Annotated in this window: 16 protein-coding genes and 1 tRNA gene; 8 read left to right on the top strand and 9 right to left on the bottom strand. The window is 71.5% G+C overall.

The genetic code is table 11. The features are described 5' to 3' along the window. Positions 1–252 precede the first annotated feature (252 nt). Positions 253–864, bottom strand: a complete 612-nt coding sequence (locus tag ACFYZB_RS19660) for a VTT domain-containing protein (protein WP_351203921.1) — start codon at positions 862–864, stop codon at positions 253–255. Positions 865–1,111: 247 nt separating this feature from the next. Here ACFYZB_RS19660 and ACFYZB_RS19655 point away from each other — a divergent pair, with 247 nt between their 5' ends. Beyond that, positions 1,112–1,645 carry a superoxide dismutase family protein gene (locus tag ACFYZB_RS19655; protein ID WP_388759958.1) on the top strand — a complete coding sequence of 178 codons (534 nt, stop codon included), beginning with the start codon at positions 1,112–1,114 and terminating at the stop codon, positions 1,643–1,645. 69 nt (positions 1,646–1,714) lie between these two features. On the opposite strand, the gene ACFYZB_RS19650 is transcribed toward ACFYZB_RS19655, so the two are convergent. Then, complete coding sequence (locus ACFYZB_RS19650) at positions 1,715–2,170, bottom strand: DoxX family protein (RefSeq protein WP_388759956.1); 456 nt, start codon at positions 2,168–2,170, stop codon at positions 1,715–1,717. Between the two features lie 394 nt (positions 2,171–2,564). Beyond that, on the bottom strand, positions 2,565–2,810 hold the full coding sequence (locus ACFYZB_RS19645) for a DUF2277 domain-containing protein (protein ID WP_351203402.1): 246 nt from the start codon (positions 2,808–2,810) through the stop codon (positions 2,565–2,567). Between the two features lie 93 nt (positions 2,811–2,903). Here ACFYZB_RS19645 and ACFYZB_RS19640 point away from each other — a divergent pair, with 93 nt between their 5' ends. Continuing rightward, on the top strand, positions 2,904–3,815 hold the full coding sequence (locus tag ACFYZB_RS19640) for a ketopantoate reductase family protein (RefSeq protein ID WP_388759953.1): 912 nt from the start codon (positions 2,904–2,906) through the stop codon (positions 3,813–3,815). A gap of 178 nt (positions 3,816–3,993) precedes the next feature. After that, positions 3,994–4,335, top strand: coding sequence for a hypothetical protein (locus tag ACFYZB_RS19635; RefSeq protein WP_388759950.1), 342 nt, complete (start codon positions 3,994–3,996; stop codon positions 4,333–4,335). A 36-nt stretch (positions 4,336–4,371) separates the two neighbouring features. On the opposite strand, the gene ACFYZB_RS19630 is transcribed toward ACFYZB_RS19635, so the two are convergent. Next, a tRNA-Val gene (locus ACFYZB_RS19630) sits at positions 4,372–4,443 on the bottom strand. Positions 4,444–4,667: 224 nt separating this feature from the next. Here ACFYZB_RS19630 and ACFYZB_RS19625 point away from each other — a divergent pair. The 4 genes from ACFYZB_RS19625 (at position 4,668) to ACFYZB_RS19610 (ending at position 7,833) form a co-directional block, all read left to right on the top strand. Further along, the gene (locus tag ACFYZB_RS19625; RefSeq protein ID WP_388759947.1) at positions 4,668–5,438 is read left to right on the top strand and encodes a DUF4097 family beta strand repeat-containing protein; all 771 of its coding nucleotides are present in this window, start codon (positions 4,668–4,670) and stop codon (positions 5,436–5,438) included. A gap of 74 nt (positions 5,439–5,512) precedes the next feature. Next, entirely contained in the window at positions 5,513–6,907 is a 1,395-nt protein-coding gene (locus ACFYZB_RS19620; RefSeq protein WP_388759944.1) for a hypothetical protein, read from the top strand. Between the two features lie 98 nt (positions 6,908–7,005). Continuing rightward, positions 7,006–7,602, top strand: coding sequence for a DUF4383 domain-containing protein (locus ACFYZB_RS19615; protein WP_388759941.1), 597 nt, complete (start codon positions 7,006–7,008; stop codon positions 7,600–7,602). 9 nt (positions 7,603–7,611) lie between these two features. Then, entirely contained in the window at positions 7,612–7,833 is a 222-nt protein-coding gene (locus tag ACFYZB_RS19610; protein ID WP_351203390.1) for a zinc ribbon domain-containing protein, read from the top strand. Here ACFYZB_RS19610 and ACFYZB_RS19605 read toward each other — a convergent pair. From ACFYZB_RS19605 to ACFYZB_RS19595, 3 genes are read right to left on the bottom strand one after another with little or no spacing between them, the layout of a single operon-like run. Beyond that, entirely contained in the window at positions 7,830–8,654 is an 825-nt protein-coding gene (locus tag ACFYZB_RS19605; RefSeq protein WP_388759937.1) for an HAD family hydrolase, read from the bottom strand. The genes ACFYZB_RS19610 and ACFYZB_RS19605 overlap by 4 nt on opposite strands. Further along, on the bottom strand, positions 8,654–11,092 hold the full coding sequence (locus ACFYZB_RS19600; RefSeq protein WP_388759934.1) for a phosphoribosyltransferase: 2,439 nt from the start codon (positions 11,090–11,092) through the stop codon (positions 8,654–8,656). Before ACFYZB_RS19600 ends, ACFYZB_RS19605 begins: the two co-directional genes overlap by 1 nt. A gap of 44 nt (positions 11,093–11,136) precedes the next feature. After that, the gene (locus tag ACFYZB_RS19595; protein WP_388759931.1) at positions 11,137–12,303 is read right to left on the bottom strand and encodes an HpcH/HpaI aldolase/citrate lyase family protein; all 1,167 of its coding nucleotides are present in this window, start codon (positions 12,301–12,303) and stop codon (positions 11,137–11,139) included. A gap of 185 nt (positions 12,304–12,488) precedes the next feature. Between ACFYZB_RS19595 and ACFYZB_RS19590 the strand changes: the two genes are divergently transcribed. Next, positions 12,489–13,220, top strand: coding sequence for a TerD family protein (locus tag ACFYZB_RS19590; protein WP_388759929.1), 732 nt, complete (start codon positions 12,489–12,491; stop codon positions 13,218–13,220). Between the two features lie 15 nt (positions 13,221–13,235). Here ACFYZB_RS19590 and ACFYZB_RS19585 read toward each other — a convergent pair whose 3' ends face one another. Next, positions 13,236–13,970 (bottom strand): Tellurium resistance, encoded by a 735-nt coding sequence (locus ACFYZB_RS19585; protein ID WP_351203380.1) that lies wholly within the window; start codon positions 13,968–13,970, stop codon positions 13,236–13,238. A gap of 142 nt (positions 13,971–14,112) precedes the next feature. Beyond that, positions 14,113–15,252 (bottom strand): DUF475 domain-containing protein, encoded by a 1,140-nt coding sequence (locus ACFYZB_RS19580; protein ID WP_388759926.1) that lies wholly within the window; start codon positions 15,250–15,252, stop codon positions 14,113–14,115. Positions 15,253–15,377: the final 125 nt, after the last annotated feature.

The raw sequence follows: 15,377 nt of genomic DNA, 5'->3' as shown, positions 1-15,377 counted from the left end.
GGCCCGCCTCCGGGCGCCGGCTCAGGCTAGCTGAGCAGTATGTCGACGGTCCGGCGAAGAGCTACTCCCCTTCTGCGCTCCCCATCGTAAGGGATGTGAAGGTTGCACGGGAAAACTTGTTGTGACATGCCCCTGCTCGACTCCCCCAGCGCCTCCGACGTCGACATCGACCAGACTCCAGCGAGGAGACCGCACTGACGAACCACCTGGCCGGCTGCTGACCGACCCGGTCGACCGCGAAGCGGCCCGGGCCTACACCGCCCGGCGTCGCATGAGATAGCCCGCCGCCGCGCCCGCGGCGAAAAGTGCCGCGAAGGAGACGGCCGTGGCCAGCCAGGTCGCGCCGAGCCACTGGGCGCCGTAGTAGCCGAGGGCGACGCTGTACGCGGCCCAGGAGAGGCCGGCCAGCGCGGACCAGGGAACGAAGTCGCGGGCCCGGCGGTGGGCGGCGCCGGCGCACAGGGAGACGACCGAGCGGCCCGCCGGGGCGAACCGGGCGAGCACGACCAGCGCGCCGCCGCCCCGGGCCAGGGCATCGCCGAGACGTTCCTGCGCGGTGGTCAGCCGCCGGGAGCGGGCGATCGCCCGGTCCAGCCGCGCACCGCCCCGCCAGGCCAGGCGGTACGCCACCAGATCGCCGAGGACCGAGGCGGTCGCCGCGGAGAGGATCAGGACCAGGAGGTCCGGCACGTCGTGCGGGACCCGGCCGGCCGCCGCGCCCGAGCCCGCCGCCGCTGCCGTACCCGCCGTGATGACGAGCACGCCGCTCGGCAGCACTGGCACGAACACGTCAAGCAGAACGGACACGGCCACCGCGGCATAGATCCACGGTCCGGCGGCCAGTGACCCCACATCCTCGAACACCACGACTCCCGTTGCTCCCCCGTCGACAGCCACACAGCGTACGCCCGGGGTGTGACAGAAGGGGCCTCGGGGGCGAACGAGGACTCAGGCGGGTGTGACGGACTTCCGGCGCGCCCCCGCTCACCCGAACAGCGCACGCTGTGCGGCGGAGCTCTTCCGCGTCCGTAGCAATGGAGACAGGCCTGTCCCGAACATCAGGCACACATCCGAACGAAACGGCGCGTAAGCGCAGAAAAAGGTGCACATCATGGTGGCAGCCATATACGCGGGCACCCTAGCCGCAGCCCTGTTCGCGACCGGGAGCGGAAGTACCGCCCATGGCTCCTGGCTGGAGACCTCGGGCGTGTTCTCCGTGCCGTCCACGTCCAGCACGTCGAAGGCGGTGGCGTACGACCGGGACCTCGTCCCGGCGGGCGCCCGGATCAAGGTCCGCCAGTTCACCAGCGCGAACGGTGCCACGACCGTCGAGCTGCGGGTGACCGGCGTCAAACCCAACCATCTCTTCGGGGTCCACGTCCATCAGAAGGCCTGCGCCGCCGACCCCAAGGCCGCCGGCATGCACTACCAGAACGCGCCCGGCACGGACGCCGCCCACACCACCAAGGACAACGAGATCTGGCTGGACTTCAAGTCCAGCGCGCGCGGCACGGGCAGCTCCGTCGCCAAGCACAGCTGGGCCTTCCGCAAGGGTGAGGCGGGCTCGGTGGTGATCCACAGCGAGCCCGGCACCAAGGGGGCCCGGGTGGCCTGCTTCACCGTGCCGTTCCGCGGAACGTCGTAAGCAGGGCCCGGCAGGAGACGGAACGGCGCCCTTCCCTCCCTCGTGGCGGGGGAAGGGCGCCGTCCCGGGTCAGGCGGCTATCGGGGTCTGTCCCGTGGCGGCCCTGTCGTTCGCGGCGGTGCGGCGGACGAACAGCCGGTCGAGGCCGAAGGCGCCGGACCCGGTGAAGACCAGCAGGAAGAAGGACCAGCAGAACAGGACCGACAGCTCGCCGCCGTTCTGTATGGGCCACAGGGCGGCCTGCTGGTGCACGTCGAAGTAGGCGTACGCCATCGAGCCCGAGGCGATCAGCGCGGCCCCGCGGGTGCCGAGGCCGAGGAGCACCAGGGCGCCGGCGACCAGCTGGATCACGGCCGCGTACCAGCCGGGCCAGGTGCCGGCCGGGATCGTGCCGCCCTGGGTGCCGGCGGCACCGCCGAGGACGCCGAAGAGCGACGCGGCGCCGTGCACGGCGAAGAGCAGGCCCACGACGATGCGGAAGAGCCCGAGGACATAGGGCTGAGCGGAGTTGAGACGTGCGGTCATGAGGGGGGTTCTCCTCTTCGGTGTCGGTCGGACCGGCTGGGGACGTCCAGGTGGCCGGTCATGGGGGCGGCGGTACCGAATCGAGGACCCAGGTTAGGGCTGCCTAATCAGTGCTTGCAAGTTCAACATTTGGCCATCGCTCCGGCCCCGGCAACGGCTCGGCCCGGAAAAGGCCGCAAGCAGGGCGGCCCGCGCGACCGCACCGGCGTCCGCAAACGTGACCGAATCCACACCCGGCCCGGCCCCCGCCGCGGTCACCCGGCGCATCCCTTCCGCAGGCACCGGGGAGACGAACTTCCTTGCGTGGACGGCTCTCTGACGGCCCATCAGGTGGTCGTCGGAGGGCGCGCTTCGTCATCGCCGCGCTGCCCAACCCCGTTGCCAGGCAGCCCAGTCATCCGTCATGCCGGACCGCGGCGGGCCGTACCGACTGCCCCCGCACCTCCAACCCCCCGAGCAGCTCCGCCGTGGCCTCGGCGATCGCGGCCACCGCGCGGTCGAAGACCTCGCGGTTGTGCGCGGCGGGGGCCCGGAACCCCGAGACCTTCCGCACGTACTGCAGCGCGGCGGCGTGGATGTCCTCCTCCGTGGCCTCACTGGGCAGCACGGGCGGACGCAGTGTCTTGATACTCCGGCACATGAACCCAGTCTCACGCACACCGCGTTCCGGTGGGATGATCGCGGCGAAGGCGGCCACCGACTCCCGGGGCCGACCGTCGAAAGGAACAGCCTCATGGCGAACCCCTTGGCGAAGAGGAACACCGTGGCCGTGCTCGGCCCCGGCGGCACCGGCGGGCTCCTCGCCGCCCTGCTCTCCCGCTCCGGCCACCGCGTCGTCTGCCTGGCCCAGGACCGCACGGCCGACACCCTGCGCCGTACCGGAATCACGGTCCGCAGCGCGCAGTTCGGCGAGTTCACCGCCCCCGTCGAGGCGGACACCGAGCTGCGCGAACCGGTGGACGCCTGCCTGGTCGCCGTCAAACACACCGCGCTGGACGCCGCCCTCACCCGGGTGCCGCCGGAGGCTCTGGGTGACGCCCTCGTCGTACCGCTCCTGAACGGCGTCGAACACCCCGGCCGGCTCCGCGCCCGCTACCGCCCCGACCGCGTCGCCCCGGCGGTGATCCGTGTGGAGTCCACCCGGGTCGCCCCCGGCGTGATCGAACACGGCAGCCCGTTCACGGAGCTCGACCTGGCAGGGGACGCCGTACCCCGCCCCCGGCTCGACGACCTGGCGGCCGCCCTCTTGTCGGCCGGCACGACAGCCCGGGTGGTCGAGGACGAGACGGCCGCCCTGTGGGCCAAGATGGCGTTCCTCGCCCCGTTCGCCCTGCTCACCACCCGGTACGGCCTTCCGCTCGGCGAGGCCCGCACCCGGCACCGCGAGGAGCTGCAGTCGCTGGTCGCCGAGACCGCCGAGGTCAGCCGCGCCTGCGGGGCCCCCGCCGACCCGGCCCAGGCCCTCGCCCGGTACGACGCCTTTCCGCCCGGCGCCAAGTCGTCCATGCAGCGCGACGCCGAGGCGGGCCGCCCGCTCGAACTCGACGCCATCGGTGGCGCGCTGCTCCGCGCGGCGGACCGGCACGGCGTCCCGGTGCCGGTGACGGCGCGCCTGGTCGGCGAACTGCGGTCCGCCGGCCACTGAGCCATGCGTTCCTGACGGGCCGCGTTCCTGACGGCCGCGTTCCTGAGGGGCCGTGTTCCTGGCGGGCCGGCTGGTGCACCATGCGCTCCGGGCCGGCCCGCCACCCGTTCGGCTGAACCTCCCCCGAACCCCAGGAACGAACTCGCCACTCAAAATCGAACAGGCGTAGCATTGCCGTGTGGCAACGACCTATGAATTCCCCAGTGACCTCCGCGCCGGTCAGGAGGAGCTGCATCAGGTCCGGGCCGAGTTGTCGGCCCTGCTCAAGCGCCTGCCCTGGTCGGTCGAGCCGATGGACGGCTTCAGTGACGACACCGGCTGGCGGAAGGTTGAGCGGCCCGCGTCCCCGGGCTGGACGGCGGACGAGCAGGCCGAGGTGGAGAAGCTGCGCCGCCGCGAGCACGAACTCGCGGTGTTCGTGAGCACCCACCGGTTCTGGGCCGAGGTCGCGGCGGCGGACCGCATGGACGCCCGCACCAGGCTGAAGCACGCGCACGAGCAGGGCAGCGAGGAGGAATGACAGAGCCCCCGGCCGCACGGGCCGGGGGCTCGACTGTGGGCGCGGACGGTTTCGAACCGCCGACATCCTGCTTGTAAGGCAGGCGCTCTACCCCTGAGCTACGCACCCGGACACCCGGGCTGCGCGCCCAGGACGAGTCGACAGCCTACCTTGCCCGGACCGGTCCACCGCAAACCCGTAACGCCGGGCCACGGGCCGTTCACGGGGGTTAACCCCACCCCTGGTTCGGGAGCCTTCCCGATTACCGGCCGGAGCTTGATCACTTACGGTCGTCGTACACCGACACACTCCGGCCGCCGCACCCGGCGAACCGGTACAGGGGGAGATTCCGCATGGCCCGTTCCGTTGCTGTCCGCGCCGCCGCCATGGCCGCCGTCACGGCAGTGCTCGTCGCGGGGGTGAGCGCCTGCGGCGCCTCCGCCGGTGACGACAAGCACCCCGACCACCGGTCCTTCGCGCTGCACGGCCACACGCTCACCGTCGACTCCGACGACGCGGCACTGGAGATCGTCGCGGCGCAGGGCGACAAGGCGGGAACGGTCCAGGTCACCCGGTGGTTCAAGGGAAGGGTCGTCGTGGGTGGCGACCCCAAGGTGAGCTGGTCCTTCCAGGACGACCGGCTGAAGCTGCGCATGCACTGCGACGGGTTCATCGCCGACTGCTCGGCCAAGTACCGGATCGAGGTCCCGCGCGGGATCGGGGTCACCGTCGACGACGGGAACGGCAGCGTGCAGGCGCGCGGGTTCGCCGATCCGCTCCGCCTCCGCACCAGCAACGGCTCCGTGCACGTCACCGACTCCACCGGACCGCTGGACCTGCGCTCCGACAACGGCCCGCTCCGCGCGGAGGCCTCCGCACCCCGGGTGCACGCCGAGACCAGCAACGGCTCGGTGGACCTCACCCTCGGCCGGGTGCCGGACCACGTCGACGTCACCTCCGACAACGGCCCGGTGACGGTCGCACTGCCGCGCGCCGCCTACCACGTGACGGCGGAGTCGGACAACGGAGGGGTGTCGGTGTCCGCGCCCCGGGACGACAGCAGCCCGCACACCGTGTCCGCGCACTCCGCGAACGGGAAGGTCACGGTCCGTACCGCGAACTGACCGGCCCGTGTGTTCGTCTTCTACGGGTGGGAGAATGACACCACCCACGGCGGACCACAACACGGGAGAGGGATGTGACGGCGACACCGGGCACGCCAGCGACGCGGTCGCACCCTCCGTCGACCCCACGGGCCCGGTCCGGGTCCACGGCCCTGCGCGACACCCTCACCCTGCTGAGCCTGCCGGTGCTGGTCGCGCTCGCCATGCCGGCCGCGTTCGCCGGCGGCGGCACCCGGCGCTGGTTCGGCGGCCGGGCGGAGAGCCAGCGGGCCGAGGCGCAGGCCGCGAAGGACGCCGCGGCGGCCGCGTTCTACGAACTCGACACGGCCCAGCGCGACCTGCGGATATCCATCGAGACGATCACGGCCGTGGACGACTCCCCCGCCGCCCGGCGTGCCGTCGGCGACTTCGCGGCGCTCGGGCAGCGGATCGACGAGGCCAGCCAGCGCTACATCCAGGCCGTGGACGCCCATGACCTGGACCGGGACGATCTGGAGGCCGCCGCGGCCTCCCGGGCGCGTGCGGAGCTGACGTCCGCCAAGGACGAACTGGTCCGGGTCAAGCAGGAGCTGGACCGTTTCGGCAGCTCGCTCGGCCCGCTGCTCGGCAAGGCCGAGACCCAGCTGGCCCGGCTGGCGCCCGCCGTGGAGCGGGCCCGGCAGGCACTGCTGGGCGCGAGCAACGCCCTGGACGCCGTGCGGGAGAAGGGCCTGCGGGCCGATGACCTCGCCGGGCGGCTCGCCGCCCTCTCCCCCGAGCTGACCAAGCTGAACCAGGGCGCCGGGCAGCACGGGGTGCAGCAGACCGTGGAGCGGGCCGAGCGGGTGCAGCGGGAGGCCGGGGCGATCCGGGCCGAGGCCGAGCGGCTGCCGGAGAAGGCCGCCGAGATCGACCACCGGCTGGTCAGCCTGCGCACCCGGGCCCAGGCGCTGACCACCAGGGCCGGGCAGGTGGACCCGGTGCTGAGCGAGCTGCGGCGCCGGTTCGCCGCCGCCTGCTGGCAGGACCTGCAGCAGGTCCCCGCGCAGGCCGCGGAGAACGTGCGGCAGGCCGAGCTCAAGCTCCGCGAGGCCCAGGCGGCCCGGGACGCCCAGCGCTGGCCGGACGCCACCTCTCTGCTGTCGACGGTACGGGCCCTGCTGAACACCACCGACGAGGCCGTGTCGGCCGCGGGTGAGCGGCTGCGGCGACTGAACGAGGTGCAGAAGGATCCGCAGGCGGAGATCGAGCGGACGCGCTTCGCGATCCGGGACGCCCAGCGGCTGGCCATGACGGGCCGTTCGACCCCCGACCCCCGGCACGCCCGGCCGCTGGACGACGCGGTGGGGCGGCTGGAGCGGGCGATCGCTTCGCTGGAGGGCGGGCGGCATCCTGACTTCTGGCACTTCCTGACCGAAACGGATGCGGTACGGCTGGCCGCCGCTCGGGTGGTGGCTCAGATCCGCGAGGAGCGGGGCGGGGGCCACTGAGCTTCGCCGCCTTGCCGTCCCGTCGGTTGCAGGGCGCCCCGCGGTCGGCGGATATTGGATGGACGGATGGCCTCCGCTAGCGCCCGAGGGAGGCGGACATGGCCACACACGCAGTGCACACGAGGCCGCGGCGGCGGATCGAGTTCGACAAGCATCTGCCCGTCGACCACCGGCTGAACACGATCTACCGGATCGGAGCGGGTCTGATCGGCCTGTTCCTCATCGCCTTCGGCATCCTCGGTGTGATCGACCAGATCGGCTTCTTCAACACCGGTGGTGACACGGTCGCCGGGCTGAACACCAACGGCGCGCTGAGCGTGCTGTCGATCGTCGTCGGCGGGATCCTGCTGGTCGGCATGGTGATCGGCGGGAACGTGGCGTCCACGCTGAACATGGTGTTCGGGGTGCTGTTCCTGCTGAACGGCTTCCTGAACCTCGGTCTGCTGGACACCGAGTACAACTTCCTGGCGTTCCGGATCCAGAACGTGTTCTTCAGCTTCATCGTGGGCCTGCTGCTGATGACCTTCGGGATGTACGGCCGGGTCGGCTCGACCCTGCCGCACGACAACCCGTACTGGCGGGCACGGCACCCCGATCCGGGCACCGAGCCTCCGGGGCGCGAGCACGAGACCGGGATGCCGCCGGTGACGATGCCGACGCCCGGCGAGGAGAAGGGGCCGGGCGGCGCCCGTTAATCTGTGCCCATGCCTCGCTACGAGTACCGGTGCCGCACCTGCGGTGACACCTTCGAACTGAGCCGCCCGATGGCCGAGTCCGCCGCCCCTGCGAGCTGCCCCGCGGGGCACGAGGACACGGTGAAGCTGTTGTCGACGGTGGCGGTGGGCGGGAAGGCCGGGGCGTCGTCCGCCCCGGCGCCCGCTGCGGGCGGGGGCGGCGGTTGTTGCGGTGGGGGCTGCTGCGGTTAGCCGCCCAGAGGGGCTGCCGTGCGGGTCTCCTCCAAGAACTCCCGCACGATCCTCTCCCCCGCCAGCACCCCCCGCTCCGGCAGCGCGCCGACGTGTGGCGCCGCCCAGCCCGTGTCGGCCAGTTCGCCATGTCCCGGGCGCCAGCCCCGGTCGGCCGCGAGGAGCAGGTCGGCGTCCAGCAGGGAGTCACCCGCCGCCAGTGTCAGCTCCGCGCCGGTGCGGCGGGCGATCTCCCGTACCGCCGCGCTCTTGGTGAGCGGCTTGGGGACGGCGTAGATCTTGCGGCCCTGCAGCGAGACGGTCCAGCCGCGGTTCTCCGCCCACACCGCAAGCTCCTTCACCCAGTCCTCGGGCAGCAGCTCGCGCTCGACGACGAGGTAGGCGAACAGGTCCTCGGCGATGCGGTGCTTGCGGACCCAGACGGGGTCGGCGGAGCACCGCAGATGCTCGCTGACCTCGGCCAGGGGCGCGCATTCGTCGGCGAGACGGGCCTGCACGCCCGCGTGCCAGTCGGTGTCCGTCGCCCCGTCGACCAGCAGATGGCCGCCGTTGGCGCAGATCGCGTACTTCGGGGGCGGGCCGGGGAGGTTGATCCGCTGGTACTGCTTGCGCGTCCGGGTCGTCGTCGGCACGAAGACGGCCGTGTCGCCGAGGCGGGTCAGCAGCTGGGCCGCCGTCTCGGTCATGTAGGAGAGCGGTCTGCTCTCGTGGACCTCGACGCACAGCAGCCGGGGCGCCCGCGCGTCCGGCATGGTCAGCGCGAGGGCCGCCGAGGAGTAGATCAGCGTACGGTCGAGGTCGCTCGCCACCAGCACCGGCATCAGGCGTTCACCGCCCTGCCGTCGGCGCCCGTCGCACCGCGCGTGTACTGGGGGTGGATCAACCCCACGCAGGTGTACGGCAGTTCACCGACCTCCTCGACGGGGACGCCCCGCTGTTCTGCGAGCAGGCGTACGTGGTCGAGGTCCGCGCCCGCTCCTTCGCGGGCCAGGATCTTCCAGGGCACCCGGCGCAGCAGCACCCGGGTGGTCTCGCCGACGCCGGGCTTGACGAGGTTGACGTCGTGGATGCCGTACTCCTCGCTGATCCGCTCGACGGCCCGCCAGCCGGCCCAGGTCGGGGCGCGGTCCTCGGCCATCAGCTCCTTGACCGCGGTGTCGACGGCGTCGGCGACCTCCGGGAAGCGGGCGGCGACGGCGTCCAGGAAGGCCACCGAGACGTCGGCGCCGGCAAGTTCGCGGTAGAACTTCGCGCCGTGGAAGTCGTCCGGACCGACCAGGTCCGCGCGCAGCACCGTACGGGAGATCAGGCCGGAGACGGTGGAGTTGAGGCACGCCGAGGGTATGAGGAAGTCCTCGCGGGTGCCGTAGGTGCGCACGCAGGATCCCGGGTCGGCGAGCACGGCGATCTCCGGTTCGAAACCGGTGATGCCCTCCTTCGCCTCGAACACCTCAATGGCCTGGGCGAGTTCACGGGTGATGGCGCCCTTGCCGGTCCAGCCGTCGACGAACACGACGTCCCGCGGGTCGTGGTGGGCGGCGAGCCAGCGCAGCGCGTTGGCGTCGATGCCCCGGCCGCGCACGATCGACACCGCGTAGTGCGGCAGGTCGAGGCCGTGGCGGAACCGGGCCCAGCGGCGCATCAGGATGCCGACCGGGGTGCCCGCACGGGCCAGCGAGACCAGCACCGGCCGAGGTGACCGTTCGGCGATGACGGCCTCGGTCACCGCGCCGACCGCCTGGGCGATCCGGGCGGCGGAGGCGTCGAGCGCCGCGTGGAACAGCTCCTGGTACTGCTCGCTCGGCTGGTACTCCACCGGCAGCGACTCGGCGTAGTGCGCGCCGCCGCTCTGGATGGCCTCCTCCCGCTCCTCGGTGGGCGCCTCCAGCGTGACGTCGGAGAGGTCCTGGAGCAGCCAGCCGACCTCGTCCGGGGCGTACGAGGAGAATGCGGGGCCGCGGAGGGGCTCGGGCAGCATGGCCGGCCTTTCGGAAGCGTGCGGGACGTACGACGGGACGACCGCGAGCAGGACGCGGGGGGTGTGGGCGGCGAGGCGGGCCAGCAGGCCGTCGGGGGCGTGCAGGGCGGGGGTGTCGGCGACCGAGTCGACCACGGCGACGACGGCGTCGAAGCCGCCGCCCGCGACGTTGTAGGCGTACCTCTCGCCGGGGCCGTCGGCCGGGTCGTCGTGGGCGGGGAAGACCAGGCGGGTACGGATCGCGTACCCGGGGTCGTCCAGCGCGAGGACGGGCGAGCGGGTGGTGGTGGAGAACCGCACCTCGACGCCCGTGACCTGCTCCAGCTCCCGGGCGAGCCGCAGCGGGGCGTACATCAGCTCCTCGAAGCCGAGGACGAGGACGCGACGGGCGCCGGCGGGCAGGGCGTCGCCCACTCGGGCCGCCATCCCGGGAAGCGCGGCCTCCAGCCGGGCTCGGTGGGCGGGCGTGAAGCCGTGCCGGCCACCGTCGGGAAGGCCGGGGGGCCAGTGGAGCCCTACGCGGGTGATACGGCCGTACGACGGTTCGGGCGAGCGTGGCGGCCGGTCGTGCTCGGCGACCAGCCTCTGTCCCTTCTCCAGCACGCCCCTCGGCAGCCGTACGGTCCCGGAGGCGGTGGCGATCAAGTCCACGCGGGCGCCGATCTCGATGGCGAATCGTTCCATCCGGTCGGCGTCCTCAGGCGAGCGCATGTCGACCAGAGCGACCACGACGTAGCGCTTGCGCGGACAGCGTTCGTGCAGCTCACGGATGGTGTTCAGGACCGTGTTCCCGGTGGAGAACTCGTCGTCGACCAGGACCAGCGGACCGTCCCCGGTCAGCAGGCCGGGATCCTCGGGCAGCAGCAGGTGAGAGGTGGCGTGGGAGTGGCTCTCCTCGAAACCGCCCGCCCGGGCGACCCCGGCCACCGGCCGACGCGTGGAGTGCAGGTACGGCGCCGCACCGAGGCCGTCGGCGACGGCGTGGCCCAGCCCGGTCGCGGTCTCCGCGTATCCCAGGACCAGCGCATTCCGCGCCTCGGCCTCGGAGAGCAGCTCGGCGACCCGGCGACCGAGCCGGAAGCCATGGCCGTACACCACCGCCGGCGACTGCGGAACGTGCTTGCCGAGCACGTTCGAGACCAGCAGATGCGCCCGCTTGGGATTGCGGCGCAGGGCGAGGCCGAGCAGGGCCCGCAGGCCGTCGTCCCCCACGAGTTCGACCCCGAGCCGCTCGGCGACCCAGCTGCCGGACCAGACCCCGTCGTTCACTGCGTTCTTCATGCGTTCCTTGGACGATATGGGAAGGATCAGCCGGACATCCCGGCTCAGCCGGGTACCCCGGCGGCGAGCAGCTCCACGAAGCCGACGTCCTCGTGGGCCACGCCGAAGGCCTCGGCGCGCAGCAGGGTCCGCTCGGCCCAGGCGCGGTGCGGCTTCACCTCGTTCATCTTGTTCGTGTAGGCCGACCGGAGTACACCCCCGCCGCCGCGTTCCGGCCGCAGGATGTCCTGGGCGTCGCTGTACTCCTCGTGGCTGACCACGGACAGCGCGTGGACGGGCAGCACGTGGGAGGGGTGGATGCAGGTCTTGCCGAGCAGGCCGTTGGCCTGGTCGAGGGAGATCTCCCGCAGCAGTCCGTCCATGGCGTGCTCGATCAGCCTCTCGCGCAGTTCGACGGCCTGCACCTCCAGGAAGGGGCTCTGCCTCAGCTGCGGCTTGAACATGCGCTCGGAGACCCGGAAGTACTCCCACACGGGCCCGGTCACGGTGAATCCGGTGCCGTCGGCCCGGCCCAGCATGTTCACGACGTCGGCGATCACCGAGGCGACGACCTGGACGTCGTAGGCGGTCATGTCGGGGGCGCGGCGCAGGCCGTAGGAGGAGCAGAAGTCGGTCACGCCGAGGCGCAGGGCGAGGACCCGGTCGCGGTACTTGTCGACCGCGCGGGCGATGCCCTCCAGGGTCTCCACGCGGGACTCGCGGTAGAGCAGCTCGGGGGACTCCAGGACGGGCATGGCGAACAGCCGGCGGCCGCTGACCGCCTCGGCGGCCGTCAGGGCCTCCAGGAAGGGGATGCCGCGCTCCTCGGTGAACTTCGGCAGCACGAATCCGGACAGCAGCCGCACGGACGGGCCGAGGCGCCGTACCAGGTCGGGTATCTGCTCGGGGGCCCGCACCCGGACGAAGAGCAGCGGCGGCTCGACGCCGGGCCGCGCGGCCAGGTCGGCGAACTGGCGGACCAGGTTCTCCTCGCCGGCCACCACGTCCGCGTCGTCGATCGAGTCCTCCAGGCACAGCACCATCGAGACCACGCCGTTTCCGGTCTGCTTGACGATGTCGTCGGCGAGCCGCGGCCGGGTGGCCGGGCTGTACAGGGTGGCGCCGAGGGCGGCGGCGAGCAGCCGGGCCGGAGAGTCGGCGGTGAACGCGCACGGCTCCCGGTGGAAGAGGCGCTGCCGCACCTCGGGGGCGATGTGCCCGAAATGACGCATAGGACTCCCTCAGGGCGCGGGCCCGAGTCTCAGTGTTCGGTAAAGGGTGGCCGGTAATAGTACGTAGGGATCCATGTCAGGGGTTCCCTGCGGGCATGAATTTCCGGTAACTCGCCCGTGTCGGCGCGCACGGGGACACCACCCCCGCATTGTCGTGGCCAGGACCGAGAAGGCAGGATGACCGCATGACGCACGCGATGCTGAAGGGGTCCAACGTCCCGCTGGAAGCCGACACGGTCCGCGCCGTGCTGCGCTGGGCGCCCGGGCAGGAGGTCCCGGACGTGGACGCCTCGGCGCTGCTGCTGGGTCCCGACGGCCGTGTGCGCTCCGACGAGGACTTCGTCTTCTACAACCAGCCCCGGCACCCCTCGGGAAAGGTGTGGCGGCTGGGCAAGAAGCGCGTCACCGAGGGGCTGACCGACACGATCCAGACGGACCTGCCCGGTGTCGAGCCGGACGTCGGCCGGATCCTGCTGGTCGCGTCCGCGGACGGGGTGACCTTCGACCGGGTGCCGGGACTGTGCATCCTGCTGTACGACGCCGCGGTCGCCGACGCCGAGCCGCTGGCCCGGTTCGAGATCAAGCCGGAGACGGGTGCGGAGACGGCGCTGATCTGCGGTGAGCTGTACCGGCGCGGGGAGGTCTGGAAGTTCCGCGCGCTGGGCGAGGGGTATTCGAACGGGCTGAAGGGGCTCGCCACGGACTTCGGGATCTCGGTGGACGAGGGGGAGCCTCCGGCGGCCGCGCCCGAGCAGCCGACGCCCGCCGTGCCGCAGCAGCCGCCCGCGTACGGCTATCCGCAGCCGGCCTCGGCGCCGCCGGCGTACGGGTATCCGCAGCCGGTGCCGGTGGCTGTGGGGCCGGTGGACCCGAACTTCCGGTTGCCTCCGCAGGGGCCGCAGTTCATCGGGCGGTGAGCGCGGCTTCCCGCCTCACCTGTCGACCTTGGTCTTGTAGCCCCGCCCCCACTGCAGTCCCCACCCGTACAGCCGGTCCAGCTCCCCCTGGAAGCCGTAGACGAACTTGACCTCGCGGCGGACGACCAGTTCGCCCTTGACGTTCTCGATCAGCACCACCGCGCAGGAGCGGGCCTGGGGATGGCGTTCGTCGAGGCCTATCTCGATGCGGGGGCCGTTGCTGGGGTACAGGGTGACGATGGCGTGGGTGCGGTCGAAGGCCGGGGTCTGGTCGTAGATGTAGACGAAGACCAGCAGGCGCTTGATGGCGTCGCGGTGGTCGAGGTTGATGTACATCGTCTCGCCGGACGCGGAGCCGAACCGGTCGTCGCCGCTGAGCTTGATGTACGGCGGTGCGTTGACGTCGCCGAGGTAGTTGCCGAGCGGCTGGACGACGCCCTTGGTGCCGTCGGTCAGTTCGTAGAGGCAGCCCAGGTCGAGGTCGACGTTGACCATGCTCTGGCCGTGGCCGAGGACCTCCGGTGGCCTGAGGGCCTTGAAGGGGTGCCTCAGGAGGCTCGTGCGCTGGTTGCCGTCGAAGTCGGAGGTGCGCATCCGCCAGGTGAGGTTGATGCGCAGGTGGCCGGTGGCCGCGTCCTGCTTGTTCAGGGACACCGTCTGGTGCCGCCTGGTGAGTTCGATGGTGTTCGTCGAGTTGCCCGCGTCGAAGTCGGCCGCGTTGGCGCCCCGCAGTCCGTCGAAGAATCCCATTCCCGCCCCCAGGTGCTCACGTACTCGTCCACAACGCCGTCGGGGCGGCCGACCGCGTCGGCCGCCCCGGTTCAGAGCGTTCCTCGCCGGGCGGGGTGTCACACCCCGTCACGACCCCGATCTGTCCCGTAGGGGACCGGAGCTACACCCCTGAGGAGACCTCGGCCCTCTCGTCGGTGCCCTCGCCCTCGGCCGCGAGGGCGCGGTTGCGGCGGACGGAGGACCAGAAGGACAGGGCGATCAGGACGACGCCGACGAGGCCGGTGATGACCTCGTTGATCTCGTACTGGATGGTGACCATGAGGATCACGGCCAGCGCGCCGATGGCGTAGTGGGCGCCGTGCTCCAGGAAGACGTAGTCGTCGAGGGTGCCCTGGCGGACCAGGTAGACCGTGAGCGAGCGGACGTACATGGCGCCGATACCGAGACCGAGGGCCATCATCACGATGTCGTTGGTGATGGCGAAGGCGCCGATCACGCCGTCGAAGGAGAAGGACGCGTCCAGGACCTCCAGGTAGAGGAACATGAAGAACGCGGCCTGGCCGGCCAGCAGCACCGCCGACTTCTTCTTGCCGGTGCGGGCGGCCTCTTCCTCCTCCTCGTGCTCGCGCTCCTCCTCTTCCTCCAGCCGGTCCTCGAAGTAGCCGGACAGGCCGCCGACGATCATGTAGGTGATCAGGCCGGCGATGCCGGCGATCAGGACCGTCTGGGCCTTGTCGACATGGGCGCCGCCGTGCTGGTGGGCGTGGGTGGCGAAGGTGAAGGAGGTGATCAGCAGGACGATCAGGGCGATGCAGACCGCCAGCATGTCGACCTTGCCGAGCTTGGCCAGCGGCCGCTCGATCCAGCGCAGCCACTGGATGTCCCGGTCCTCGAAGATGAAGTCCAGGAAGATCATCAGAAGGAACATTCCGCCGAACGCGGCGATCGCCGGGTGGGCGTCGGTGACCAGCTGCTGGTAGCGGTCCTTGTCGGCGAAGGCCAGGTGGACCGCGTCGACGGGGCTGAGCTTGGCGGTGAGGGCGACGATCACGACGGGGAAGACCAGCCGCATGCCGAACACCGCGATGAGAACGCCGACCGTGAGGAAGATCTTCTGCCAGAAGGCGTTCATCTTCTTCAGGATGCCGGCGTTGACCACCGCGTTGTCGAACGACAGCGAGATCTCGAGGATGGCCAGGATCGCCACGACGCCGAAGGCCTCCCACCCCCCGTAGAAGACCGCGGCGACCAGGCCGAGCGCGGTGACCGCGAACGACCAGCCGAAGGTTTTCAGAAGCACTGGCTACCCAATCGTGTCAGTACGGGGCTCCCCCGCGCCGTACTCGGCTTTGCTAAACGTTGACCCAGTGTAGAGGGACACGCGGTCGGCGGTACCGTCGAGGGCGACCCTCACCGAAAAGCCAC

Origin of the sequence: Streptomyces sp. NPDC001852 (assembly GCF_042891825.1) — a bacterium.
Taxonomy (GTDB): Bacteria; Actinomycetota; Actinomycetes; order Streptomycetales; family Streptomycetaceae; genus Streptomyces.
The sequence above is the reverse complement of the archived record's forward strand: the minus strand, read 5'-3'. Positions and strand labels throughout refer to the sequence as shown.

Bases quoted from the DNA above. Each gene is read 5' to 3' on its own strand.
- ACFYZB_RS19655 (WP_388759958.1), top strand. From the start codon at position 1,112: ATGGTGGCAGCCATATACGCGGGCACCCTAGCCGCAGCCCTGTTCGCG.
- ACFYZB_RS19650 (WP_388759956.1), bottom strand. From the start codon at position 2,170: ATGACCGCACGTCTCAACTCCGCTCAGCCCTATGTCCTCGGGCTCTTC.
- ACFYZB_RS19645 (WP_351203402.1), bottom strand. From the start codon at position 2,810: ATGTGCCGGAGTATCAAGACACTGCGTCCGCCCGTGCTGCCCAGTGAG.
- ACFYZB_RS19640 (WP_388759953.1), top strand. From the start codon at position 2,904: ATGGCGAACCCCTTGGCGAAGAGGAACACCGTGGCCGTGCTCGGCCCC.
- ACFYZB_RS19625 (WP_388759947.1), top strand. From the start codon at position 4,668: ATGGCCCGTTCCGTTGCTGTCCGCGCCGCCGCCATGGCCGCCGTCACG.
- ACFYZB_RS19615 (WP_388759941.1), top strand. From the start codon at position 7,006: ATGGCCACACACGCAGTGCACACGAGGCCGCGGCGGCGGATCGAGTTC.
- ACFYZB_RS19610 (WP_351203390.1), top strand. From the start codon at position 7,612: ATGCCTCGCTACGAGTACCGGTGCCGCACCTGCGGTGACACCTTCGAA.
- ACFYZB_RS19605 (WP_388759937.1), bottom strand. From the start codon at position 8,654: ATGCCGGTGCTGGTGGCGAGCGACCTCGACCGTACGCTGATCTACTCC.
- ACFYZB_RS19600 (WP_388759934.1), bottom strand. From the start codon at position 11,092: ATGAAGAACGCAGTGAACGACGGGGTCTGGTCCGGCAGCTGGGTCGCC.
- ACFYZB_RS19595 (WP_388759931.1), bottom strand. From the start codon at position 12,303: ATGCGTCATTTCGGGCACATCGCCCCCGAGGTGCGGCAGCGCCTCTTC.
- ACFYZB_RS19590 (WP_388759929.1), top strand. From the start codon at position 12,489: ATGACGCACGCGATGCTGAAGGGGTCCAACGTCCCGCTGGAAGCCGAC.
- ACFYZB_RS19585 (WP_351203380.1), bottom strand. From the start codon at position 13,970: ATGGGATTCTTCGACGGACTGCGGGGCGCCAACGCGGCCGACTTCGAC.